Below are 22,912 nucleotides of genomic sequence, written 5' to 3'. Positions count from 1 at the left end.
GCAGGCCGCGATGACAACGACGTCGGAGCCCCACGAGCCGGGGAGCCTCCTCTACGATCCGGCCACCGACAGGGTCGGCGAGTACCGCGACCGGGCCGGCCCGTACGCGTTGCTGCGCCCCGTCGGCGGTGGGGTGGAGTGGGAGGCCGATCCGGGCACGCTGCGCCCGGCCACCGACCGGGAGCGGCTCTGCGCGAGTGTCCGGGCCGTCAACCGCCGTGCCGGGGCGCTGCCTTCGCTGCCCGCGCCGTTGGACGACGCCAGCCGGCCGCCGCGTCCGGTGCCGGGCTGCGCCGCGTGCGCGGAGCTGGCGGAGCGGCGGGAGGGGGCGCGGACGGCGTTCGACCGCAGTGCCGAGACCGATGCCAATGTGCTGCTGCGTCAGCACCAGCGACAGGAGCACCGGGCATGACGGTGACCGGGGGACTGCCGTACGAGGAGTGCGCGCGGTGGGGGAGGCGCTCGCCGCGGGACGCCGTGGGCCCGTGGCCGGCCTACGCTCTGCCGCCGTTCCGGCCGGGTGTGCGGGACGTGCCCGCCGCCCCCGCGCCCCGGCCGCCCGTCACCCGTCCCCGGCACCGGGTCCGGCGCCGGGCGTCCGACGGGGCGGCTGTGAGCGGCGTGCTCACCGCGCTCTGCGCCGCCGCGCTGCTCGTGACCGCGGTTCTCGCGACCGTGAGGACGCGGGGCTGACCGACGGTCGGGGGCAGCCGAAAGGCCGCACCCCCCACTGGCGTCCAACCCAGGGGATGCGGCCCTCAGCCGTCGGTGAGGCGCCCTCGGGCGGCTCAGACCGCGATCGCGACCTCGGCCAGGCCGCCCTGCTGGGCGACGACCGTGCGGTCGGCCGTGCCGCCCGGGATCAGCGCCCGGACGGTCCACGTGCCCTCGGCCGCGTAGAAGCGGAACTGGCCGGTCGCGGAGGTGGGAACCTCTGCGGTGAACTCGCCGGTCGAGTCGAGCAGTCGGACGTAACCGACCACGGGCTCGCCGTCGCGGGTCACCTGGCCCTGGATCGTGGTCTCACCGGGCTTGATGGTCGAGGCGTCCGGGCCGCCGGCCTTCGCTCCACACATGCTGTCTCTCCAGAGGGTCTGACCGGGAAGGTCGTTCGGGAAGGGGTTACTTGCCGGAGCCGAGTTCGATCGGCACGCCGACGAGGGAGCCGTACTCGGTCCAGGAGCCGTCGTAGTTCTTGACGTTCTCCACGCCGAGCAGCTCGTGCAGCACGAACCAGGTCAGGGCCGAGCGCTCACCGATGCGGCAGTAGGCGATCGTGTCCTTGGCCAGGTCGACGTCCTCCTCGGCGTAGAGGGCCTTGAGGTCCTCGTCCGACTTGAACGTGCCGTCGTCGTTGGCGTTCTTCGACCACGGGATGTTCTTGGCGCTCGGCACGTGACCCGGCCGCTGCGACTGCTCCTGCGGCAGGTGCGCCGGGGCGAGCAGCTTGCCGGAGAACTCGTCGGGCGAGCGGACGTCGACCAGGTTCTGCGCGCCGATCGCGGCGACGACGTCGTCCCGGAAGGCGCGGATCGCCTTGTTCTGCGGCTGGGCGGTGTAGTCCGTCTTCGGGCGCTCGGGGACCTCGTCACCGGCGACCAGCTCGCGGGCGTCCAGCTCCCACTTCTTGCGGCCGCCGTCGAGGAGCTTGACGTTCTCGTGGCCGTACAGCTTGAAGTACCAGTAGGCGTACGACGCGAACCAGTTGTTGTTGCCGCCGTAGAGGATGACCGTGTGGTCGTTGGCGATGCCCTTCTCCGACAGGAGCTCCTCGAAGCCCTCCTGGTCGACGAAGTCACGGCGGACCGGGTCCTGGAGGTCCTTGGTCCAGTCGATGCGGATCGCGTTCCGGATGTGGTTCTTCTCGTAGGCGGACGTGTCCTCGTCCACCTCGACGATCGCGATGGTCGGGTCGTCCAGGTGCTCCTGGAGCCAGTCGGCGTCGACCAGGACGTCGCTGCGGCTCATGCTCTTTCTCCTCCGGGGCAGTTACGGCGGGGCGTGCGAAGTAGCGGGGGCGCGCTCGGTGCCCGAGCGGCGCACGGATGCCCTGACGGCAGGGCGGTGGGATGCGGGAGCCGGACTCCCGCTCAGAAGGGGCGACAGAGCATGGCGGCAACGCGGCACAGGTCCACTGCCCGCCGCTTCGTGAGATCCGCCTGTCGCCTCATGCCGACGATCGTAGGGACGTACGGGCGGACATGCCACCGGCGTGTCACATCGCGAGACACGATCGTCCGAATGGCGGGATGCAAAAAGCGCCCGGGGGCCCTCCGGGGACCTCCGGGCGCTCAGGTGGACCACCGCGCCTACGCTGTGAGCGGGACCGTCTCGCCAGTCGGACAATCGGTGTCCACCGGCGGTCCCGGCCCGCGGTGCCGGTCGACTACCCCGCCAGCCTCACGTCCGAACCCTTCACGCTGATCTCCACGCCGTCCGGCGCGGCCTGCACCTTGTCCAGCTTGATGCCGCCGGGCAGCTGGTCGATGGCCTGCTGGAAGTCGGTGATCTCGCGGACGCGGCTCTCGACGAGGGCGGCGGGACCCAGCTTGGGCAGGGAGTCCGCGTGCACCTCGACCCTGTCGTTCACCACGGCCACCGAGCTGAGCACGGACACCGTCTGCTTCAGCCCCAGGGACGCCACGGTGCCCTCCACCGCGACCTTGATCTTCCCGTTGCCGCCGTCGGAGAGCCCGACGATCCGGGCGGTGACCCCGGGAGCCACCTCGGTCGGCTCGGACTTGGCCGTCTTCAGCAGCTCGGCGTACGAGACCGTCGCGGTCCCGGTCGCCGCGTCCGCGATGGCGGAGCTGTAGTCGCCGGAGAACTTCACGCCGTTCATGTGGGCCTTCAGGTCGTCCACGCGGATGGTCGTGCCGGCCTTGCCGGTCGCCGCCCGGTAATGGTCGATGCCGACCTCGACGTCGTCGAGGGAGCCGCCCGCCAGCTGGGTGAGGAACGGGAAGCCCTTGATGTCCACGTCCGGGGTGGACGCGAGGTTCTCCGTCGCCTTCAGCTTGTCCGCGGCCTTGCCCTCCGCGAAGTGCACGGCGACCCGGTCCGCGATCACGAACAGCCCGCCCAGGATGACGACGAGGATCAGCAGTATTCGCAGGGCGCGCATGTGGTGGGTCCCCCGGGTCGGTGACGGTGGTCGGGATGCGTGGGTCTACGCCACGGTAACCCCGCCGGTGCCGGGGGGACGGCCATTGTCGATCAGTTGTGACAGGGCCGTCCGGCCCTACCCTGGAAGCATGTACGCCCGGCGGCGGCACCTCTACTTCGCCATGATGGGGATCTGTATCGGCCTCTTCGTCCTGGCCTGGGGGGTCGTGCGCATGTGGTCCGTGCCGGCGGCCGTCGGCATGTGCGTCGTGGCCATGGTCCTCCCGCCCGTCGCGGCGATGGTCGCCAACCGCCGCGGCCCGGAGGACCGCTGGTGGGACGACCCCTCCGGGGACCCGGAGTCGGACGACTGGTGGGACGAACTGGACGGCAGGAAAGGCCCGCGCCCCTGACGCCGGCCGCCGGGTCCGGCACACGAGCGGTCGCGGGGCCCGGTACGCGAGTGGCCGCGGGGCTCGCGAGCGGTCGTGGGGCTCAGTACACGAGCGCCTGGGTGTCGTCGGCCAGCGCCTCCTGCACGAACACCTGCGCGCCCGCGATCCGCACACCCTCGACGACGTCCTTCTCCGTGATCTCCCGGCGGGCGGCGCACTGCGTGCACAGGGTGACCCGCCCGGCCGCGAGGACCGAGTCGATCAGGTCCGGGAGCGGTGCCGCGTGCGGCAGTTCGAACTCGGCGGCCCGGCCCGGCAGCGCGAACCAGGACGACTCCCCGGTCAGCCACAGGGAGACCTCGACGCCACTGGCCACGGCCACCGCGGCCACCGTGAACGCCTGCGAGCAGCGCTCGGGGGCGTCCGCCCCGGCCGTCACCTTGATCACGAGCTTCTTCGCCATGACCGAAGCGTAGTGCGCTTGCCCACAGCTGCATGCGCACGCCATCAGCCTCCTGTGCGTGCGCGGAGGAGGAAGCCGCGATTCCCGTTCCCTGGGGGGAGACCCGTGGAAGCGTCCGAGACGATCGATCCCGAGCCGGAGAGGACCGGTGCCGTACGCGGAGAGGAAACCGTACGGCGCCGAGCGGGTCCGGCAGGCGTACCTCGCGGCCGGGGACACCGTCGCGATCATCACCCAGGCCCGCGAGGGCGGGGCGGACGCCGTCCCGTTCCGGCAGACCGTGACCCTCCAGACCGAGCTGCTCACCTGAGCAGACCTCGTCGGGAGGGTGGGGCCCGGGCCGCGTAAGCTGGTCTGCGGCTCTGTCGTCCGTCCACCTTCGCTCAAGGAGCACCCGTGGAACTCTTCTACGAAATCCTGCTCGTCCTGGTCTGCGTCGGCGTGCTGGCCTTCGCCGGTCTGACCGTGAAGAAGCTGTACCAGGGCCAGCGCTGACCCACCCCAAGGAAAGCTGTCGCTCATGATCGAGATCCCGTCCGACCTGCACAAGGACCTCGTCCCGCTCGTTTTCCTGCTCGGCGACTGGGCCGGTGCGGGCGTGTACGACTTCCCCGGCTCGCAGAAGTGCAACTTCGGGCAGGAGGTGGCCTTCACCCACGACGGCCGGGACTTCCTCGAGTACCGCTCCCACACCTGGGTGCTGGACGGTGACGGCAACAAGGTCCGCCCGCTGGAGTCCGAGCACGGCTTCTGGCGGATCGACGCCGACCGCAAGGTCGAGGTGACGATGACCCGCGACGACGGCGTCATCGAGATCTGGTACGGCGAGCTGGCCGACAAGAAGCCCCAGATCGACCTGGTGACGGACGCCGTCGCCCGCACGGCCGCCTCCCAGCCGTACAGCGGCGGCAAGCGGCTGTACGGGTACGTGAAGGGCGACCTGATGTGGGTCGGCGAGAAGCAGACCCCTGAGGTCCCGCTGCGCCCCTACATGTCGGCCCAGCTGAAGAAGGTCGTCACCCCGGACGACGTCGAGCGCTGGGCGAAGGCCCTGCCGGACGACCTCCCGGACGACGGCATCGCCTTCTTCAAGTAAGCGTTCCCACCCCCGTCTTCCCGATGGCCCCCGCGCACCGCGCCGGGGCCATCAGGCGTTTCGGGCGGCTCGGTATCCGCGCACTCGTTGCTGGAACGCCGTGCGGCCGGCACCACCGGTATGCGCTCGGCCACGGCGCGCACGCTGGAGCAGCCGCCGGTGTCGCTCCCCCCGCTCGACCGGCAGAGGGAGATCGGGACCGCTCTCCGCGCGGTCGACGAGAAGATCAGGGCACACGAGGAGATCATCCGGGCAAGCGTGGAACTGCGCGCGACCCTCTCCGATCTTCTGATGTCGGGCCGCCTGCCCGTCGACCCTTCGACCGCCTGACGCGCCGCGGCACTCCTACACTGGGCCTGTGGTGAGCACCGACTGGAAGAGCGACCTCAGGCAGCGCGGCTACCGGCTGACGCCGCAGCGCCAGCTTGTCCTCGAAGCCGTGGACACCCTCGAACACGCGACCCCCGACGACATCCTCGTGGAAGTGAGGAAGACGGCGTCGGGGGTCAACATCTCCACCGTCTACCGGACGCTGGAGCTGCTGGAGGAGCTGGGTCTGGTCAGCCACGCCCACCTCGGCCACGGTGCGCCGACGTACCACCTCGCCGACCGCCACCACCATCTGCACCTGGTGTGCCGGGACTGCGAGAACGTCATCGAGGCGGACACCGGGGTGGCCGCGGAGTTCACGGCCAAGCTGCGCGAGCAGTTCGGGTTCGACACCGACCTGAAGCACTTCGCGATCTTCGGCCGGTGCCGGGACTGCTCCCTGAAGGGCTCAACTACCTCGTCGTAGGCTTGCGGTATGAAGAGCCCCCTGCTGTCCCTGCCCGGCGCCGTCCCCGCCGAGGGCGTGGACGAAGGCGTCGCCGCCCACTACGGCGACCTGTTCCGTGAACAGCGCGCCCTCGCCGACGGCACCGGCTTCGTCGACCTCTCGCACCGCGGTGTCGTCACCGTCAGCGGCGAGGACCGGCTGAGCTGGCTGCACCTGCTGCTCACCCAGCACGTCAGCGAACTGCCCGCGGGCGAGGCCACCGAGGCCCTGATCCTCTCCGCGCACGGACACATCGAACACGCGCTGTACCTGGTGGACGACGGCACGACCGTCTGGGCGCACGTGGAACCCGGCACCCAGGAAGCGCTGATCGCGTACCTGGAGTCGATGAAGTTCTTCTACCGGGTGGAGGTCGCCGACCGGACCGCCGACATCGCCGTGGTCCACCTGCCCGCCGGCTCGATCACCGAGCCGCCCGCGGACGCGGTCGTCCGCGAGACGCCGTACGGCCGTGATCTGTTCCTGCCGCGCGCCGCGCTGGAGGACTTCGCCGCCGGACACGGACCGGCCGCCGGGATCCTCGCCCACGAGGCGCTGCGCGTGGAGCACCACCGGCCCCGGCTCGGCTTCGAGACCGACCACCGCACCATCCCGCACGAGCTGGGCTGGATCGACACGGCCGTCCACCTCCAGAAGGGCTGCTACCGGGGGCAGGAGACCGTGGCCCGGGTGCACAACCTGGGCAAGCCGCCCCGGCGGCTGGTCTTCCTGCACCTGGACGGCAGCGAGGTCCACCTGCCGCCGGCGGGCACGGAGCTCCGGCTCGCCGACGAGGAGCCCGACGGCCGGAAGATCGGGTTCGTCACCACGTCCGTACGCCACCACGAACTGGGACCGGTGGCCCTGGCCCTGGTCAAGCGGAACGTCCCGCTCGACGCGCGGCTCCTGGCCGGGGACACGGCCGCCGCCCAGGAAGTCGTCGTGGCGCCCTAGCACCGGACGGGCGGCCCGGGTCTCGAGAGGCCCTAGATCTCCAGCAGCACGGTGAACGGGCCGTCGTTCGTCAGCGACACGCGCATCTGCGCGCCGAAACGGCCCGTCGCCACCGTCGCGCCCAGCGCCCGCAGCCGGGCCACCACCTCGTCCACCAGGGGCTCGGCGGCCTCGCCCGGGGCCGCCGCGTTCCAGGTGGGCCGGCGGCCCTTGCGGGCGTCGCCGTACAGGGTGAACTGGCTGATCACCAGCAGCGGGGCGGCGGTGTCGCTGCACGACCTCTCGTCGTGCAGCATCCGCAGCGTCCACAGCTTGCGGGCCAGCTGGGCCGCCTTCTCCGGGGTGTCCTCATGGGTCACCCCGACCAGGACGCACAGCCCCTCGCCCTCGATCGCGCCCACCGTCTCGCCGTCCACGACGACGCTCGCGCCGTCCACTCTCTGCACCACCGCACGCATGCGGACCATCATGCCCGGTGCCCCACGCCCGGCCGCGGGGGGTCACGGCGGTCGTGGGCGGGCCGCGGCGGGCCCAATTTGGTTCCGTTACCGCCCATCTGGGGCTGTTCGGGGGCTCTCGGTCACATAGTGGCCGGTTGGGGTGGCACGATGCTGTCACACGCCGGGCGAGGGGACGGTCACCACCTGATGAGCACACCGAGTACCAGCGGGCGGCTGGGGACACCGAAGGCGTGCCGGCCGCCCGCACAGCGCGCCGACGGCACCACGGGCCCCGAGTCCCGCCCGGGCCTCCCGGGCGCGGGGTGCGCCCAGCCGCACGACCTGGCCCGGCTGAGCCTGCCCGAACTGCGCGCCCTGCGCCGCGACGCACAGCGCGACGAGGCGGACCTCAGCTACGTGCGGCGGCTGTTGCAGGGCCGGATCGACATCCTGCGCGCGGAGCTGGGCCGGCGGGGCCGGACATCGGTGCCGGCGCCCGTGGACGGCTCGGTGGTCGACCGGCTCCCGGAGATCCTCCAGGACGCCCCGGCCCGGCAGCGCTCCTCCGCCCGCCATGTCACGCTCGGCACCCCGCACAACGAGGAGTACCGGCAGCTGGCCACCGAGATGCTCGGCGAGGTCGAGCTGTCCGACCTGACGGCCCGGACCGACCCCGAACTCGCCGCCGCCATGGGCCGGCTGGTCTGCTACGAACAGGAGGTCTCCCGGCGCCGCCAGCGGCTCCAGCGCACGGCCGACGATTGCAGCGGGGAGATGACGCGCCGCTACCGGGTGGGCGAGGCCCAGATCGACGACCTGCTGATCTGACGGCGGGCGCCGGACCGCGATCGGCACCCGCCCGGCCCGCGATCGGCGGGCTCCGGTGCCGGCCGGCGTCCGGGGTGCGCGCCGGGCGGGCGAGAGGGCGCCGTCCGGTGGCCGGCGCCCTGGTGTGCCCGTCCGGGCGGCTGCGCTGCCCGGACCGTCGCGGCGGCTCCCCTCTTCCGGCGGCGCTGACTGTGCATCCGTAGCGAGCTGTTCAGTTGTGGCTGTGCGATACGGGTGTTCAGTTGTGGCTGTGCGGGATGTTCAGTTGTGGCTGTGCGCTCCGGTGGCCGTCCCCGGTCCGGGCTCCCGGCTCCCCTCCGGGAGGGAACCCGGGCGGCCAACCACTGGGAAGCTCGACCAGGTCGGGCAAGTTGGCTGCCAACTTCACTGTACTTATCTCCGCCGGGAAGCGGCTCATAACCAGCTGCCGCTGAACTGCCCAAAGTTGGCGGGAAGTTGTACGGTTCAGGGGTGGACCCGGAGCACGCCGCCGCCAGTGGGCGGACGAGGCCCCAGCGGCACCGCCCGTCCCACCGCGAGATCGCCGACGAACTGCGCCACCGGATCAGGTCCGGAGTGCTGCGCCCGGGCGAGCGCATGCCCACCCAGGCGAGGCTGGCCGACGAGTTCGGGGTCGAGCGCGGGGCCGTACGGCAGGCGCTGCGCATCCTGCAGTCGGAGCAGCTGCTCACCGGCGTTTCCAAGGGCAGCCCCGCCACCGTGGCGGTGGACCCGGGGCCCACGCGTCCCCCGGCCGGCCCGGCGGCGCCGCCGCAGCCCACCATGGTGGCCCTCGCGCCGCGGATCGCCGGCGCCTTCGCCGCCCCGCACGTGCGGATCGACGCGCTCTGCCTGACCGCCGTCTCGCTGACGATGGCGATCGGGGAGCCGCTGCGGCAGATCCACGCGGGACAGCTGGAACCGGCCAAGATCGACCTGCGGCTGCTGCTGCCCAGCCGGAACATCGACCTCGCCTTCCCGGCACCGGTGGACGCCGACGACGGCGCCCGGCTGCACCGGCGCTGGCTGTCCCAGCGCAACGCCCAGGGCCTGGTGCTGCGGCAGAACCTGCTGGCCCTGCGCGCCACCCACGGCATCGACGTGCGCATCTCCTTCCGGGCGCTGCCCTTCACGCCGCCGGTGAAGCTGTATCTGCTCAACGGGTCGGAGGCGCTGTTCGCGTACTACACGCTGGGGCGCCGCGAGCGGGAGGTCGAGCACGAGCCGATGGAGATGTACGACGCCGACGGCACCCGCTCCGTGCTGTTCGCGTTCGGGCAGCGGACCGGGCGGCGGGACGCGGCGTTCGTGGAACAGTCCCGCCTGTGGTTCGACGCGCTGTGGGAGACGATCAGTTCGGAACTGGCCCTGACCCCCTGAGGGCTGCCAACCCGGCCGAGGTGCCGACCAACTTTGCTGATGCCGTCCTGAGTTGGTCGTCCCGCGCGAACAACTCGCGCGCAACTCCCCAGAGATGGAGCAGGGGCGTAGCGTTTGGTCGTGACCCAGGAGAACATGGCGGCCAACGGTGGCGGACGGCGCACGTCGCAGCAGATCGCCGACGCCCTGCGCGACCGCATCCGGTCCGGCGCCCTGCGGGCCGGTGAGCGGCTGCCGACCCAGGCCGAGCTGGCCGGGGAGTTCGGCGTGGAGCGGGGCGCCGTACGCCAGGCCCTGCGGGCACTGCAGGAGGACGGCCTGCTCAGCAACGTCAGCAAGGGCAGCCCGCCCCGGGTCGCCGGGCCGGCCCCCGCGCAGGACGAGCCCCAGCCGACCATGGTGGCCCTCGCCCCCCGGCTGACCGAGGCCTTCGCCGCGCCGCACGTGCGCATCGACGCCGTCTGCCTGACCGCGCAGAGCCTGATACCCGCCCTCGGCGAACCGCTGCGGCTCATCCACGACGGCCGGCTGCGCCCCGGCCGGGTCGACGTCCGCGTCCTGCTGCCGTCCCGGGACATCGACCTCGCCTTCCCGGTCTCCGTCGATGCCGGCAGTGACGACGCCGCGGTCCACCAGCGCTGGCTGGCGATGCGCAACGCCCAGGGCCAGGTCCTCCAGTACAACCTCCAGGCGCTGCGCGGCACGCACGGCATCGACGTCCGGGTGACGTTCCGGGCGCTGCCGTTCACCCCGCCGGTGAAGCTGTACCTGCTCAACGGGTCGGAGGCGCTGTTCGCGTACTACACGGTCACCCGCCGCGAGGAGCCCACCGAGGACGGGACGCTGGAGATGTACGACGCGCTCGGCTCCGAGTCCCTGCTGTTCTCCTTCGAGCGGCGGGCCGGACAGCGGGACGCGGCGTTCGTGGAACAGTCGCAGAAGTGGTTCGACGCCCTCTGGGAAACCATCACCACGGACCTGACACTCTCCTAGTGACTTCTGATGCGACTTCTGACGCGACTTCTGTTGCGAGCGAGATCGAGAAGCTACGGGAACTGATCACACCGGCCCGTTTCGTGCTGTGGGACTTCGACGGACCGATCTGCCGGCTGTTCGCCACGCACCGGGCCGAACGGGTGGCCGCGGACCTGGTGGACTGGCTGGAGCGGCAGGGCCTGCGCGGGCTGCTCACCGACGCCGAGCGGGAGACCCTGGACCCGCAGGTCGTCCTGCGTGCCGTGGGCCGCCGCCGCCCGGGCAGCGACCTCGTCACGGGCCTGGAGGAACGGCTCACCCAGGAAGAACTGCGGGCCGCCGCCTCCGCGCTGCCCACCGCCTACGCGGACCCGCTGATCCACACCTGGACGGCCGTCGGCGCCCGCCTCGCCGTCACCACCAACAACTCGCCCCGGGCCGCCCGCACCTACCTCGAGTCGCGCGGGACCGCCGGCTGCTTCAGCCCTCACCTGTACGGCCGCACCGAGCACCTGCACCACCTCAAACCGGACCCGCACTGCCTCAACCGGGCCCTCAGCGCGCTGGGCGCGGCCCCCACGACGGCCCTGATGATCGGCGACTCCCTCTCGGACCTGACCGCGGCCCGCCGGGCCGGCGTCCCCTTCCTGGGCTACGCGCGCCGCGCCCAGAAGGCGAAGGCCCTGCGCGCGGCGGGCGCGGACCACGTCGTCCGCTCACTGGAACCCCTGCTGCGGCTGCTCCGCGGCGGCCGCGGCGTCCACCGCTAGCGTGCCGCCGCCGTGGCTCGCGGTGCGTTACGATGCCGCCACTGCGGGCCACCGCCCGGAACGTGTGCGTCACACCCGGCGCAGGTGAGCGGCCGACCACCCGTCGGGCCGCTCGTCCTGGGCGCGTGGACCTGGCGAACCCCCGCCGGCCCCGGCGTTCCGGCCGACGGGTCCCGGCGGCGCCGTCCCGGGGCCCGGCCCCCCCTGTCCCGCCCCTCCTGTCCCGACCTGCCTGCCCCGACCGCCTTGTCCCGGCCCTCCCTTTTACGACTTTCCCTTTTCCGACCTTCCGCACGACCTACCCGGAGCGGCCCGTGGGCGCACCGTCTGTTCCCCGTGCCGTGGCCGGCGAGCACGCCGGCAGAGTCCGGACCGATGCCCTCGTCCGGGAGTTCGTGGCCCGTGCCGTCGCGGCCGGCCGGGCGGGCCGCGGCCACCACCACCGCGATCACGTCGTCCCGCTCCCCGCCCCCCTCGCCGGGCTGCTCGGCCGCGAGCCCGGCACCCCGGTGACCGTACGGGTGCCGCGTCCGGACGCGGTGCCGGTGGTCATCCGGACCTGGCGGAGCGAGCCGGAGATCCTGCGCGCCGTGCGCAGGTCCCTGCCGAACGTGCCCGCATGCCTGGCGGCGGGGCCCGGCTACGCCGTCCACAGCCATGTGGACGGCACCGTGCTCGCCGACGCCTGCGGTCCGGGTGAACCGGTCGACGGGCCGCTGCTGCGGGAGCTGGCGGACCTGCTCGCCGCGATCACCCAGGTGCGCGGCGGCGTCCTGCCGCCCCTGCCGGCCCATTGGCCGCGCAACCACACCGACTCCCAGGGCTTCCTGCGCACCCTGGCCCATCTGGCCGACCAGCAGATCCGCCGGCCCAACCGGCGCCGCTACGGCGGCCTGTTCACCGCCCTGGGCGTGCCCGAGGACGCCCTGTCACGGTTCGCAGACGGCGTCCCCGCGCTGGCCCGGCGGCCGTACGGGCTGATCCACGGCGATCTGCACCGCGGCAACCTCGTCCGGCCGGCGGCCGGCCACCCGCCGCTGCACTGCGTGGGCTGGGAGCTGGCGAGCTACGGCGACCCGCTGCACGACCTCGCCGTCCACCTGGTGCGGATGCGCTACCCGGAGCACCAGCGGCGCGAGGCCGTCGACGCCTGGGCCGAGGCGGTGCACCGGGTACGGCCCGCCGCCACGGCCGGTCTCTCCCGGGACCTGCGGCACTACCTCGCCTTCGAGTACGCCCGGTCCCTGTACGCCGACGTCATCCGGGCCGCGTGCTCGCTGGAGGACGCCTTCGACCAGCGGCGCCTGGACGCGGCGGCGGCCACCGTCCGCGACGCGCTGCGCGCCGCCGCCGGCCCGCTGCGGCTGGGCCGGGTGCCCGAGCGGCGGGAGATCGAGCGCATCCTGTTCCGGCGGGCGGCGTCCGGAGCCGTGCCCCGGCGCCCCGCCTCCGTCCGCGCCCTGGGCTGGACCCCCGACCGGCGCGTCCCCGAACACCCCGAGTTCCCCTACCCCGCCGTCGCCGACGCGCTGTTCCTGGAGGGCGCCGCCCCCGCCGACCGGGTGTTCAAGGGTGCCGCGCACCTCACCACGGTGCTCCGGGTGCCCGGAACCGCCTTCCCCGTCGTCGTCCGCCGTGAGGCGACCGTCGTCCTGCGGCGCGAGACCGGCTTCCTCAGCGAGCACTCCGTGCTCCGGGCGATCGAGCGCTCCGGGGTACCCGTGGCCGCGCCCCGGGTGCTCGCGCTGGGCACCAGCCACGCCACGGATCCCGCCCACCGGTACGGCGGGGACGCGTTCACCGTCCACACCTACGAGGGCGCCCGCGACCTCGGCCGCCGCCCCGAGCACCCGGTGCACGGACTGCTGCCCCACGAGGCGGACTGCCTGGTCGACCAGCTGGCCGCGCTGACCGGCGTCGACTACGCCCCGACCGACCCGGTGGCCGGCGGCCCCGGCTTCTACGGCTGGCTCAGCGACCAGCTGGTCGCGCTGGTCGCGGGGCTGCCCGCGCAGTCCCAGCGGGCGGCCCGCTTCCTCGGCCTGCCGGACGCGCCCCGGCTGCGCGAGATCCTCGCCCGGCACCGGGTCACCGACCGCGCCTGCGCCCTGCTGCACGGCGACCTCAACCCCTGGAACCTGGTGCGCCGCGACGACGGCCCGCCCCTCACCCTCATCGACTGGGAGATGGCGCTGGTCGGGGACCCGCTGTACGAGCTGGTCCGGCACATGCACCTGACCCCGACCCGGCCGGAGATCCGGGACCGCATGTTCCGCCGCTGGGACGCCCGGCTGCCCGCGCGCTTCACCGAGGGCTGGCAGCGGGACTGGCGGGTGTACCGGTGGATCGAGATCGTCCGTTCGGCCTACGTCGACCTCGACCGCCTGGTCACCGGCACCGGCCTGGACGCCCCCAACGTGCGCCGCGCGGTGGACTCGTACGCCATGACGCTGACCGCGGCCATCGCCTCCCTGGGCCTGTCGGCCCGGCGGCGCGGCACCCCGCACCCGGCCTGGCCGACCGGCCCCGGCGCCCCTGCGTAGGCTCGCCCCATGGGTGAGATGGGCCTGCGTGAACGCAAGAAGCGGCAGATGTACCAGGACGTGTCGGACATCGCCGTGCGGCTTTTCCTGGAGCGGGGCTTCGAGGCGGTGCCGGTGGCGGAGGTCGCCGCGGCGGCCGGGATCTCCAAACCGACCCTGTTCCGGTACTTCCCGGCCAAGGAGGACCTGGTCCTGCACCGGATCGCGGACCACGAGGCGGAGGCCGCGCGGGTGGTCACCGGGGCGGCGGACCCGGTGGACGCGCTGCGCCGGCACTTCCTCGCCGGACTGGACCGGCGCGATCCGGTCACCGGGCTGAACGACCATCCCCAGGTGCTTGCCTTCCACACCCTGCTGTACGGGACCCCGGCCCTGGTCGCGCGGGCGTACGGCCATCTGGAGCGCTCGGAGGCGGCGCTCGCCGAGGCTCTCGGCGGTGGGCTGGACGCCCGGCTGGCGGCCGGGCAGATCATCGCCGTCCAGCGGATCCTCGCGCAGGACAACTGGCGGCGGATCGCGGCGGGGGAGCCGGTCGACGAGGTGGCGCCGGACGCCGTCCGGGCGGCGGAGCGGGCGTTCGGGCGGCTGGCCGCGGGCCTGCCGGAGCTGACCCCGACGACTGAGACTCGGTAAAAATGTAACTGAGTAACATGTGGTGCATGCCCGCCCCCTGCCGTTCTGACCGCGGGCGGGCGCTGCGACACCGGCCCAGGGGGACGCTCAGGCGCCGACGTACTCCGCCAGGTGCTCGCCGGTGCGGGTGGAGCGGGCCGCCACCAGGTCGGCGGGAGTGCCCTCGAAGACGATCCGGCCGCCGTCGTGACCCGCGCCGGGACCCAGGTCGATGATCCAGTCGGCATGCGCCATGACCGCCTGGTGGTGCTCGACGACGATGACCGACTTGCCGGAGTCCACCAGCCGGTCCAGCAGGCCCAGCAACTGCTCCACGTCGGCCGGATGCAGCCCCGTGGTCGGCTCGTCCAGGACGTAGACCCCGCCCTTGTCGGTCATGTGCGTGGCCAGCTTGAGCCGCTGCCGCTCGCCGCCGGACAGCGTGGTGAGCGGCTGGCCGAGGGTGAGGTAGCCGAGACCCACGTCGGCCATGTTCCGCAGCACCCGGTGCGCGGCCGGGGTGCGCGCGGCACCGGTGCCGAAGAACTCCTCCGCCTCCGCCACCGTCATCGCCAGCACCTCGCTGATGTCCCGGCCGGCGAGGCGGTACTCCAGCACCGAGGCGTCGAACCGCTTGCCCTCGCACTCCTCGCAGGTCGTCGCGACACCGGCCATCATCGCCAGGTCGGTGTAGACGACGCCGGCGCCGTTGCAGCCCGGGCAGGCGCCCTCGGAGTTGGCGCTGAACAGCGCCGGCTTCACGCCGTTGGCCTTGGCGAACGCCTTGCGGACCGGATCGAGCAGCCCGGTGTACGTCGCCGGGTTGCTCCGGCGCGAGCCGCGGATCGGCGCCTGGTCGACCGACACCACACCCTGCCCGGCCGGCACCGACCCGTGGACCAGTGAACTCTTCCCCGAACCGGCGACACCGGTGACGACGACCAGCACCCCGAGCGGGATGTCGACGTCCACGCCGCGCAGGTTGTGCCGCGTCGCCCCGCGGATCTCCAGGGCCCCGGCCGGCTCGCGCACCGACTCCTTCAGCGCCGCCCGGTCGTCCAGGTGCCGGCCGGTGAGCGTGCCGCTCGCCCGCAGTCCCGCCACGGTGCCCTCGAAACAGACGGTCCCACCCGCCGTACCGGCACCCGGACCGAGGTCCACCACATGGTCGGCGATCGCGATGACCTCCGGCTTGTGCTCCACCACCAGCACCGTGTTGCCCTTGTCCCGCAGCCGCAGCAGCAGATCGTTCATCCGCCGGATGTCATGCGGGTGCAGGCCGGCCGTCGGCTCGTCGAAGACGTACGTGACATCGGTGAGCGAGGAACCCAGGTGGCGGATCATCTTCGTACGCTGCGCCTCGCCGCCCGAGAGCGTGCCCGCGGGCCGGTCCAGCGAGAGATAGCCGAGGCCGATCTCCACGAACGAGTCCAGGGTCTCGCCCAGCGACTTCAGCAGCGGCGCCACCGACGGCTCGGCCAGCTCGCGCACCCACCCGGCCAGGTCGCTGATCTGCATCGCGCAGGCGTCGGCGATGCTGATGCCCCGGATCTTCGAGGAGCGGGCCGCCTCGCTGAGCCGGGTGCCGTCGCAGTCGGGGCAGGTGGTGAAGGCGACCGCCCGGTCCACGAACTCCCGGATGTGCGGCTGCATCGCCTCCCGGTCCTTGGCGAGCATCGACTTCCGGATCCGCGGGACGAGCCCCTCGTACGTCATGTTGATGCCGGCGATCTTCATCCGGGTCGGCTCGCGGTACAGGAAGTCGTGCAGCTCACGCTCGGTGAACGCGCGGATCGGCTTGTCGGGCGGGTACAGGCCGGACTCGGTGTAGAGGCGGTGGTTCCAGCCGCCGGACTTGTAACCGGGAACGGTGAGCGCGCCCTCGCCGAGCGACCTGTCCTCGTCGTACAGCTGGGTCAGGTCGATGTCGGTGACCGAGCCCCGGCCCTCGCAGCGCGGGCACATACCGCCGGTGACGCTGAACTCCCGCCGCTCCTTCACCGTCCGCCCGCCGCGCTCCACCGTGACCGCGCCCGCCCCGCTGATCGAGGCGACGTTGAAGGAGAACGCCTTGGGCGAGCCGATGTGCGGTGTGCCGAGCCGGCTGAACAGGATCCGCAGCATCGCGTGCGCGTCGGTGGCGGTGCCGACGGTGGAGCGCGGGTCCGCCCCCAGGCGCTGCTGGTCGACGATGATCGCGGTGGTCAGCCCGTCGAGGACGTCGACGTCGGGCCGTGCCAGCGTCGGCATGAAGCCCTGGACGAAGGCGCTGTACGTCTCGTTGATCAGCCGCTGCGACTCCGCGGCGATGGTGTCGAACACCAGCGAGCTCTTGCCCGACCCGGACACGCCCGTGAACACCGTCAGCCGGCGCTTGGGGATCTCGACGCCGACGTCCCGGAGGTTGTTCTCGCGCGCGCCGTGCACGCGGATCAGCTCGTGGCTGTCGGCGGCGTGCGGGACGCCCGCCCGCGCGTCCGTCATCGTGCCCATGCTCATCGTCTCTCCGTCCGTCGGGCCGCCCCGACACGCTAACGGCGCCCCTGCCCTCACCGCTTCTCGATTCCTGACCGATCCGGTCGGCAGGAGGGGCGCGGTGAGGGGTGCCGGCCGACACGGCACACTTTTGCAAGCAGGTGCTTGCAAAAGTTAGCGCGAGTGGGGCAAGGTGGAGGCATGGCATCGCTGAACGTCGGCAACCTCGGTGAGTACCTGCGCGAACAGCGGCGGAACGCCCAGCTGTCGCTGCGGCAGCTCGCCGACGCCGCCGGGGTGTCCAATCCCTACCTCAGCCAGATCGAGCGCGGGCTGCGCAAGCCCAGCGCGGAGGTGCTCCAGCAGGTCGCCAAGGCCCTGCGCATCTCCGCCGAGACGCTCTACGTCCGCGCCGGCATCCTCGACGCCGAGCGGGACGGGGAGGAACGCCTGCGGGAGGGCGCGACCCGCGCCGTCATCCTCGCCGACCCCTCGCTCGACGAGCGGCAGAAGCAGGTGCTGCTCCAGATCTACGAATCCTTCCGCAAGGAGAACGGATTCGGGGGCGGCCGGCCCGCCGGGGACGAGGAGACCGGCTCGGGCGCCCACGCGGCCGGCGCGGGCGATGCCACCGGAAGTGACACAGACACCGGTCCACGGCGGACGGCCGGGTAACGCCGGACCAGGGCTCCGGACGCCCGCCGCGGACCACACCAACCCAGTCGAACGCGAATCCGATCCGGGAGGACCCTTCACCATGGCCATCACCGACGACCTGCGCAAGACCCTCAGCGACCCCACTCCGCTCTACTTCGCCGCCGGTACCGCCAACCTGGCGCTCCAGCAGGCCAAGAAGGTGCCGGCCCTGGTCGAGCAGCTGCGCGCCGAGGCCCCGGCCCGCATCGACGCCGTGCGCAACACCGACCCGAAGGCCGTCCAGGAGAGGGCCGCCGCCCGCGCCAAGGAGGCGCAGGAGACCTTGCAGACCCGGGTCAACGAGTTCATCGGTTCCATCGACGTGAAGAAGTTCGGCGAGACCGCCCAGGACCTCGCGCTGCGCGGTGTCGGCGTCGCCGCCGAGTACGCCGTCAAGGCCCGTGAGACGTACGAGAAGGTCGCCGAGCACGGCGAGCAGGCCGTGAAGACCTGGCGCGGCGAGGCCGCCGAGGAGATCGAGGAACTGGCGATCGCCGTCGAGGGCAAGGCCGAGCCGGGCGACATCCGCGTCGACGAGCCCAAGCCGTCGGCCGTGCCGACCGTCGCCCCCGCGCCGGTGGTCACGCCGGCCGAGACGGTGACCACGCCGGCACCGGCTGAGGCGGCACCGGCCGAGGCGACCGCCCTGTCCGCCGAGGACAAGCCGGCGGCGCGGAAGACCCCGGCCGCCCGCAAGACCGGCACCACCACCACGAAGAAGGCCACCCCGCCGGCCAAGTGACCACGGCCGGCGTGCGCGTCCGGGCCGGGCACCTGTGGGGTGTCCGGCCCGTTCTCTGGGTACGGTGGCGGCGTAGCAGGATCGGGAAATCAACGGGTGGTGGGCGCATGCTGATGTTGGGCTTCGCGGGCTTCATGGGCATCTTGAAGATCGTCCTGATGGCCCTGGCCGCGTTCGGGCTGTTCGACGCGGCGTTCCGCCGCGAGGACGCCTTCCGTGCGGCCGACAAGCAGAACAAGGTCTTCTGGCTGATCATCCTCGGCATCGCGCTGGTGGTCAGCTACCTGTTCACGATCCTGTCCATCCTGCCGATCGCCGGCGCCGTCGCCGCCATCGTGTACCTGGTGGACGTGCGCCCCGCCCTCCAGCAGGTCGGCGGCGGCCGCCGCGGCTGGGGCCGCCGCGGCGGCGGCAGCAGCAGCGACGGCCCGTACGGCCCGTACAACGGCGGCCGGTAGCGGGAGGGCCGGGCGGGCGGCTGCCGGCGGGTGGTGGCTTCCGCAGGGCCGGGCCTGTGCTGTCTCGGCCGGGCTCTCGCTGACGCGCCGGGGTCTCGCCGTGCGCCTTCTTGCGGGACGGGATCCGTCCGTCCGCCGAGGGCGCACCGCTGCCCGTTCGCTGAGCGGCACGGGGGTTCGGCCGCCTTCCGACGGGTACGGGATCCACCCGTCCCGTGGCGGCCTTCCGACCGGTACGGGATCCGTGTGAACCGCTCGACGCCGCACGACGCCGGTGGCGGGCCCCGTGGTGGCCACGGCGGGGCTTGCGTCAGGTGGTGCGGTCCAGCAGGACCACCGCGACGTCGTCGGTCAGCTCGCCCCCGTTGAGGTCGCGGACCTCGCTGACCGCGGCCCGCAGCAGTTCCTCACCCCGCAGCCCCTCGGTGAGCTGGCGGCGGATCATGTCCACCATGCCGTCCTGCCCGAGGCGGTCCCCGTCCGGGCCGACCCGGCCCTCGATCAGGCCGTCGGTGTAGAGCATCAGGCTCCACTCGGCGCCCAGCTCCACCTGCATCCGCGGCCAGCGGGCGCCGGGGAGCAGTCCGAGGGCGGGGCCGTTGTTCTCGTACGGCAGCAGCCGGGCGGGCCGGCCGGGGCGGGCGATCAGCGGGGCCGGATGTCCGGCCAGGCACAGGCCCGCGCGGCGGCCGTCGGGGGCGATGTCCACCGTGCACACCGTCGCGAAGATCTCCTCGTCGGCGCGCTCGTGCTCGAGCACCTGCTGGAGTGTGTTCAGCAGCTGGTCCCCGCACAGCCCGGCCAGGGTCAGCGCCCGCCAGGCGATGCGCAGCTCCACACCGAGCGCGGCCTCGTCCGGGCCGTGCCCGCAGACGTCGCCGATCATGGCGTGGACGGTGCCGTCGGGGGTGCGGACGGCGTCGTAGAAGTCGCCGCCGAGCAGGGCCCGGGAGCGGCCGGGGCGGTAGCGGGCGGCGAAGCGCAGCCCGGAGCCGTCCAGCAGCGGGGTCGGCAGCAGGCCGCGTTCCAGGCGGCGGTTCTCCTGGGCGCGCAGCTTGCCCTCGGCGAGCCGCCGCTCGGTGGTGTCGGACCGTTTGCGCTCCACCGCGTAGCGGATGGCTCGGCTGAGCAGCCGGCCGTCCAGCTCGTCCCGGAACAGGTAGTCCTGGGCGCCCACGCGCACGGCCTCGGCGCCGCGCTCGGCGTCGCCGGAGGCGGTCAGCGCGAGTACGGCGTGCCGGGGCGCGAGCTGGAGCACGTGCCGCAGCACGGCCAGCTCGTCGTCGGCGTCGCTGCCGCCCGGTGCCGGGAGCGCCAGGTCCAGCAGGATGCAGTGGACGTCGTCGGTGAGCAGCCGACCGGCCTCGGTGAGGTTGCGGGCGGTGCGGACGCGGATCGGCTTGCCTGCCGGGTCCAGCAGGTCGGGCACGATCGGCATACCGGCCGGATCGTCCTCGATCAGCAGCAGGGTGAGAGTGGCGCCGGTGCTGTGCACGGGCGTGGCGTCGCGGTGGGCCTCTTCCTTGAGGGGGCCGCCGACCGTGCGGGCGGCCTGCGCCTGACCACTCTCCACGGCCGGGATCGCTCTCTGCCGCGGTACGGGTACGGGCATCGTCCTGGGTTCCTTCCCTCCCCCCGAGGGCACGGCGGCGTCGAGGGTCTCGACCCACCGACGGGTGACCCTAGCGGCTGCCACCGCCCGGGCGGAATGGTGTGAGCCGCGTCGCTCCGCCCCCTGCGGCTGTCATATGCCGCTTTCCCTACCGCAGTTGGACACCATCGCGGCGGGCGGGGGATGACGAAGCTCACGTCCTGTACCGGTTTGGGCGGGGGTTGGGCGTGCGGTGGGTCACATGACGTACGTCACCGGGCAGATGGCCCGCGCGCGGGGCCCGTCACGCGTCCGGCCGGCCGTGCGCGGGGTCCGGCCGGCCGTGCGCCCGGTCCGTGGCGTTCGGCCGTACGACCCCGAGGATCGGCATCGAGCCGGCGCCCGCGATCGTCACCGTGCGCCCGGGACGCGGGGCGTGGATGATCCTGCCGCCGCCGATGTACATCGCGACATGGCTGGCGTCGTCGAAATAGATGATGAGGTCACCGGGGCGCATGTCCTTGACGTCGACGTGCGGGAGCTGTTCCCACTGCTCCTGAGAGGTCCGCGGGACGGGGTGCCCGGCCGCGGCCCAGGCCTGGGAGGTCAGGCCCGAGCAGTCGAAGGAGTCCGGGCCCTCGGCGCCCCACACGTACGGCTTGCCGAGCTGGGCGGTGGCGTACCGCACGGCCTCGCCGCCCTGGACGGACGTCCTGCCGTCGGCCCGGTCGAGGACGCCGGTGTCCAGCCAGGCCGTCTGCGCCTCGGCGGCGGCCTCCCGTTCCAGCTGGGCCAGCCGCTCCTTCTCCTTCTTCTCCAGCCGGGACTGCAGCTTCTCGGCCGTGTCGATCTGCCTGCGGATCTTCCGCTGGGCGGCGGCCCGGGCCTTGCGGTCGGCCTCCAGTTCCTTCCAGCGGGCGGCGGCGTCGTCGGCGTAGTCCTGCAAGTCCTGCTGCGCGGCGGCCACTTCGGCGATCAGCGTCTTCGTCGCCTGCTGGCCCTGGAGCACCCGGCCGGCGCCGTCCAGGAACTGGCCCGGGTCGTCGCTGAGCAGGAACTGCGCCGTGGGTGACAGGCCGCCGGTGCGGTACTGATCCCGGGCCGCCGCGCCGGCCCGGTCCTTCAGCTCCGCAAGCCGCTGCCGCCCCTGGGTGATCTTCTTCGTCAGGGCGGCGATCTCGGCGGACTGCTTCTTCGCCTTCTCCTCGGCGCCGTTGTAGGCGTCGGTGGCGACGGCCGCGTCGTGGTAGAGCCGGTCGAGCTTCTCGCGGACCTCTTCAAGATGCTTGTCGGGCGGGGGAGTCGCTGTCGGTGCGGGGGCCGGAACGGGGAGGGGAGCGGGTGCCGCGAACGCCGTGCCGGGTGCCGCCAGAACGGTCACCGCGCAGATCACGGTCAGGGCGGCGGTGAGCAGGCCGCGCTTGCCCGTACCCATACCTGGTCCCCCCAGCTGATTTACCGTCAGTAACTTGGGCCGTCCGGGGGATCGTGCCACGGTCGCGCGCAAAACGACAGAGGCCGTCCGAAACCGGATGCCCCCGGCCCGGGGCCGCTCCGCTCACGCCGCCCGTACCGCGATCCCTCCGCCATGTGACGAACGGGGCTGGGAAACCGTTCCCTCGGCCGGCACCGCTCAGCGGACCGGCGCCAACGCCTGCCAGGAAACGGTGACTTCACCCTGCCGCCGGCGGGCCGGCGGATCCACGACGGGCCAGTCCGCCGCCAGGTCCCGTACCGCGCGCAGCCAGCGCTGCCGGGCGCCGTAGGAGGCGTAGGGCGCGGCGGCGGCCCAGGCGCGGTCGAAGTCGCGCAGGAAGGCGTGCACCGGCTCGCCGGGGACGTTGCGGTGGATCAGCGCCTTCGGGAGGCGTTCGGCGAGGTCGGAGGGGCGGTCCAGGGAACCCAGCCGGGTGGCGAAGGTGACGGTGCGGGGGCCCTCCGGGCCGAGCGCCACCCACACGTGCCGTCGGCCGATCTCGTCGCAGGTCCCCTCGACCAGCAGCCCGCCGCGCGAGCCGCCGCCGGCCGGGGCGAGCCGGGCGCACAGTCGCTCCCACACCGCGGCGACCTGGTCCTCGTCGTACTGCCGCAGCACGTTCGCGGCCCGGATCAGCACCGGGCGCCCGGGCACGGGGATCTCGAAGCCGCCGTGCCGGAAGGCCAGCCCCTCCCGCTCGTACGGCTCGGCCGCCGCCACGCGCTCGGGTTCGATCTCGACGCCGACCACGCGCGCGCGGGGTGCGACGGTGCGCAGCCGGCCGAGGAGCTCGACGGCGGTCCAGGGTGCCGCGCCGTAGCCGAGGTCGACCGCCACGGGATCCGCGGCGCGGCGCAGCTCGGCGCCGTGCACGGCCGCGATCCAGCGATCCATGCGGCGCAGCCGGTTGGGGTTGGTCGTCCCGCGCGTCACCGTTCCCACGACGGGGGAGCCACCGGTCGAGCGGAGCCGGGAGTGGGGGAGGGGCGTGGCGCGGGCAGGCATACCTACGAGGGTAAGAGGGCGGGGGCCCGGACCCGGTCACCGCGGAGGGGGGCGAAGCGCAGAGGGGCGCGAAGCTCCGCCCACACTCAC

26 protein-coding genes are annotated in these 22,912 nt (G+C 73.0%); 17 read left to right on the top strand and 9 right to left on the bottom strand.

What is annotated here, in order from left to right; all coding sequences use genetic code 11:
• Positions 1–10: 10 nt before the first annotated feature.
• Together ACGFT1_RS34365 and ACGFT1_RS34360 are read left to right on the top strand one after the other, a co-directional pair.
• Entirely contained in the window at positions 11–412 is a 402-nt protein-coding gene (locus tag ACGFT1_RS34365; protein ID WP_373912904.1) for a hypothetical protein, read from the top strand.
• Positions 409–693 carry a hypothetical protein gene (locus ACGFT1_RS34360; RefSeq protein WP_373912903.1) on the top strand — a complete coding sequence of 95 codons (285 nt, stop codon included), beginning with the start codon at positions 409–411 and terminating at the stop codon, positions 691–693. Before ACGFT1_RS34365 ends, ACGFT1_RS34360 begins: the two co-directional genes overlap by 4 nt.
• A gap of 95 nt (positions 694–788) precedes the next feature.
• Here ACGFT1_RS34360 and ACGFT1_RS34355 read toward each other — a convergent pair whose 3' ends face one another.
• The 3 genes from ACGFT1_RS34355 to ACGFT1_RS34345 form a co-directional block, all read right to left on the bottom strand.
• On the bottom strand, positions 789–1,076 hold the full coding sequence (locus ACGFT1_RS34355) for a DUF1416 domain-containing protein (RefSeq protein ID WP_373912902.1): 288 nt from the start codon (positions 1,074–1,076) through the stop codon (positions 789–791).
• A gap of 46 nt (positions 1,077–1,122) precedes the next feature.
• Positions 1,123–1,968, bottom strand: coding sequence for a sulfurtransferase (locus ACGFT1_RS34350; protein WP_373912901.1), 846 nt, complete (start codon positions 1,966–1,968; stop codon positions 1,123–1,125).
• A 418-nt stretch (positions 1,969–2,386) separates the two neighbouring features.
• A complete protein-coding gene (locus ACGFT1_RS34345) occupies positions 2,387–3,124 on the bottom strand; it encodes a DUF2993 domain-containing protein (protein ID WP_373912900.1) in 738 nt (245 codons plus the stop codon).
• Positions 3,125–3,254: 130 nt separating this feature from the next.
• Between ACGFT1_RS34345 and ACGFT1_RS34340 the strand changes: the two genes are divergently transcribed.
• On the top strand, positions 3,255–3,518 hold the full coding sequence (locus ACGFT1_RS34340; protein WP_373912899.1) for a DUF3099 domain-containing protein: 264 nt from the start codon (positions 3,255–3,257) through the stop codon (positions 3,516–3,518).
• An 82-nt stretch (positions 3,519–3,600) separates the two neighbouring features.
• Here ACGFT1_RS34340 and ACGFT1_RS34335 read toward each other — a convergent pair whose 3' ends face one another.
• On the bottom strand, positions 3,601–3,963 hold the full coding sequence (locus tag ACGFT1_RS34335) for a DsrE family protein (RefSeq protein ID WP_111583976.1): 363 nt from the start codon (positions 3,961–3,963) through the stop codon (positions 3,601–3,603).
• 148 nt (positions 3,964–4,111) lie between these two features.
• Here ACGFT1_RS34335 and ACGFT1_RS34330 point away from each other — a divergent pair, with 148 nt between their 5' ends.
• The 5 genes from ACGFT1_RS34330 (at position 4,112) to ACGFT1_RS34310 (ending at position 6,830) form a co-directional block, all read left to right on the top strand.
• A complete protein-coding gene (locus ACGFT1_RS34330; RefSeq protein WP_373912898.1) occupies positions 4,112–4,273 on the top strand; it encodes a hypothetical protein in 162 nt (53 codons plus the stop codon).
• A 210-nt stretch (positions 4,274–4,483) separates the two neighbouring features.
• Positions 4,484–5,059, top strand: a complete 576-nt coding sequence (locus ACGFT1_RS34325; protein ID WP_373912897.1) for an FABP family protein — start codon at positions 4,484–4,486, stop codon at positions 5,057–5,059.
• Between the two features lie 87 nt (positions 5,060–5,146).
• On the top strand, positions 5,147–5,389 hold the full coding sequence (locus tag ACGFT1_RS34320) for a restriction endonuclease subunit S (RefSeq protein ID WP_373912896.1): 243 nt from the start codon (positions 5,147–5,149) through the stop codon (positions 5,387–5,389).
• Between the two features lie 28 nt (positions 5,390–5,417).
• The gene (locus tag ACGFT1_RS34315; protein WP_373912895.1) at positions 5,418–5,855 is read left to right on the top strand and encodes a Fur family transcriptional regulator; all 438 of its coding nucleotides are present in this window, start codon (positions 5,418–5,420) and stop codon (positions 5,853–5,855) included.
• Positions 5,856–5,864: 9 nt separating this feature from the next.
• On the top strand, positions 5,865–6,830 hold the full coding sequence (locus tag ACGFT1_RS34310; RefSeq protein WP_356944509.1) for a folate-binding protein: 966 nt from the start codon (positions 5,865–5,867) through the stop codon (positions 6,828–6,830).
• 32 nt (positions 6,831–6,862) lie between these two features.
• Here ACGFT1_RS34310 and dtd read toward each other — a convergent pair whose 3' ends face one another.
• Positions 6,863–7,288, bottom strand: coding sequence for a D-aminoacyl-tRNA deacylase (gene dtd, locus ACGFT1_RS34305; RefSeq protein WP_356818026.1), 426 nt, complete (start codon positions 7,286–7,288; stop codon positions 6,863–6,865).
• Positions 7,289–7,477: 189 nt separating this feature from the next.
• Between dtd and ACGFT1_RS34300 the strand changes: the two genes are divergently transcribed.
• The 6 genes from ACGFT1_RS34300 to ACGFT1_RS34275 all read left to right on the top strand — a co-directional run bounded on the left by ACGFT1_RS34300 (position 7,478) and on the right by ACGFT1_RS34275 (position 14,399).
• Positions 7,478–8,098, top strand: a complete 621-nt coding sequence (locus tag ACGFT1_RS34300; RefSeq protein WP_373912893.1) for an aerial mycelium formation protein — start codon at positions 7,478–7,480, stop codon at positions 8,096–8,098.
• Between the two features lie 471 nt (positions 8,099–8,569).
• Positions 8,570–9,478, top strand: a complete 909-nt coding sequence (locus ACGFT1_RS34295) for a winged helix-turn-helix domain-containing protein (RefSeq protein WP_373912892.1) — start codon at positions 8,570–8,572, stop codon at positions 9,476–9,478.
• Between the two features lie 114 nt (positions 9,479–9,592).
• The gene (locus ACGFT1_RS34290) at positions 9,593–10,471 is read left to right on the top strand and encodes a GntR family transcriptional regulator (protein WP_373912891.1); all 879 of its coding nucleotides are present in this window, start codon (positions 9,593–9,595) and stop codon (positions 10,469–10,471) included.
• Positions 10,471–11,223, top strand: coding sequence for an HAD family hydrolase (locus ACGFT1_RS34285; RefSeq protein ID WP_373912890.1), 753 nt, complete (start codon positions 10,471–10,473; stop codon positions 11,221–11,223). Before ACGFT1_RS34290 ends, ACGFT1_RS34285 begins: the two co-directional genes overlap by 1 nt.
• A 314-nt stretch (positions 11,224–11,537) precedes the next feature.
• On the top strand, positions 11,538–13,766 hold the full coding sequence (locus ACGFT1_RS34280) for a phosphotransferase family protein (protein ID WP_373912889.1): 2,229 nt from the start codon (positions 11,538–11,540) through the stop codon (positions 13,764–13,766).
• 9 nt (positions 13,767–13,775) lie between these two features.
• Positions 13,776–14,399, top strand: a complete 624-nt coding sequence (locus ACGFT1_RS34275; RefSeq protein ID WP_373912888.1) for a TetR family transcriptional regulator — start codon at positions 13,776–13,778, stop codon at positions 14,397–14,399.
• Between the two features lie 87 nt (positions 14,400–14,486).
• Here the strand turns inward: ACGFT1_RS34275 and ACGFT1_RS34270 are convergent, their stop codons facing one another.
• Positions 14,487–16,877: an ATP-binding cassette domain-containing protein gene (locus ACGFT1_RS34270; RefSeq protein ID WP_373912887.1), complete on the bottom strand. Its 2,391-nt coding sequence runs from the start codon at positions 16,875–16,877 to the stop codon at positions 14,487–14,489.
• A gap of 177 nt (positions 16,878–17,054) precedes the next feature.
• On the opposite strand from ACGFT1_RS34270, the gene ACGFT1_RS34265 reads away from it, so the two are divergent.
• From ACGFT1_RS34265 to ACGFT1_RS34255, 3 genes are all read left to right on the top strand, one after another.
• On the top strand, positions 17,055–17,528 hold the full coding sequence (locus tag ACGFT1_RS34265) for a helix-turn-helix domain-containing protein (RefSeq protein WP_373912886.1): 474 nt from the start codon (positions 17,055–17,057) through the stop codon (positions 17,526–17,528).
• 82 nt (positions 17,529–17,610) lie between these two features.
• Positions 17,611–18,291, top strand: a complete 681-nt coding sequence (locus ACGFT1_RS34260; protein WP_373912885.1) for a hypothetical protein — start codon at positions 17,611–17,613, stop codon at positions 18,289–18,291.
• A gap of 107 nt (positions 18,292–18,398) precedes the next feature.
• Positions 18,399–18,749, top strand: a complete 351-nt coding sequence (locus ACGFT1_RS34255; RefSeq protein ID WP_373912884.1) for a DUF2516 family protein — start codon at positions 18,399–18,401, stop codon at positions 18,747–18,749.
• Positions 18,750–19,059: 310 nt separating this feature from the next.
• Here ACGFT1_RS34255 and ACGFT1_RS34250 read toward each other — a convergent pair whose 3' ends face one another.
• The 3 genes from ACGFT1_RS34250 to ACGFT1_RS34240 form a co-directional block, all read right to left on the bottom strand.
• The gene (locus tag ACGFT1_RS34250) at positions 19,060–20,361 is read right to left on the bottom strand and encodes a PP2C family protein-serine/threonine phosphatase (protein WP_373912883.1); all 1,302 of its coding nucleotides are present in this window, start codon (positions 20,359–20,361) and stop codon (positions 19,060–19,062) included.
• 283 nt (positions 20,362–20,644) lie between these two features.
• The gene (locus tag ACGFT1_RS34245) at positions 20,645–21,775 is read right to left on the bottom strand and encodes an NlpC/P60 family protein (protein WP_373912882.1); all 1,131 of its coding nucleotides are present in this window, start codon (positions 21,773–21,775) and stop codon (positions 20,645–20,647) included.
• Positions 21,776–21,973: 198 nt separating this feature from the next.
• The gene (locus ACGFT1_RS34240; RefSeq protein WP_373912948.1) at positions 21,974–22,711 is read right to left on the bottom strand and encodes a class I SAM-dependent methyltransferase; all 738 of its coding nucleotides are present in this window, start codon (positions 22,709–22,711) and stop codon (positions 21,974–21,976) included.
• Positions 22,712–22,912: the final 201 nt, after the last annotated feature.

It is taken from the genome of Streptomyces sp. Y20 (assembly GCF_043195475.1).
In the GTDB taxonomy this organism is placed as follows: Bacteria; Actinomycetota; Actinomycetes; order Streptomycetales; family Streptomycetaceae; genus Streptomyces.
The sequence above is the reverse complement of the archived record's forward strand: the minus strand, read 5'-3'. Positions and strand labels throughout refer to the sequence as shown.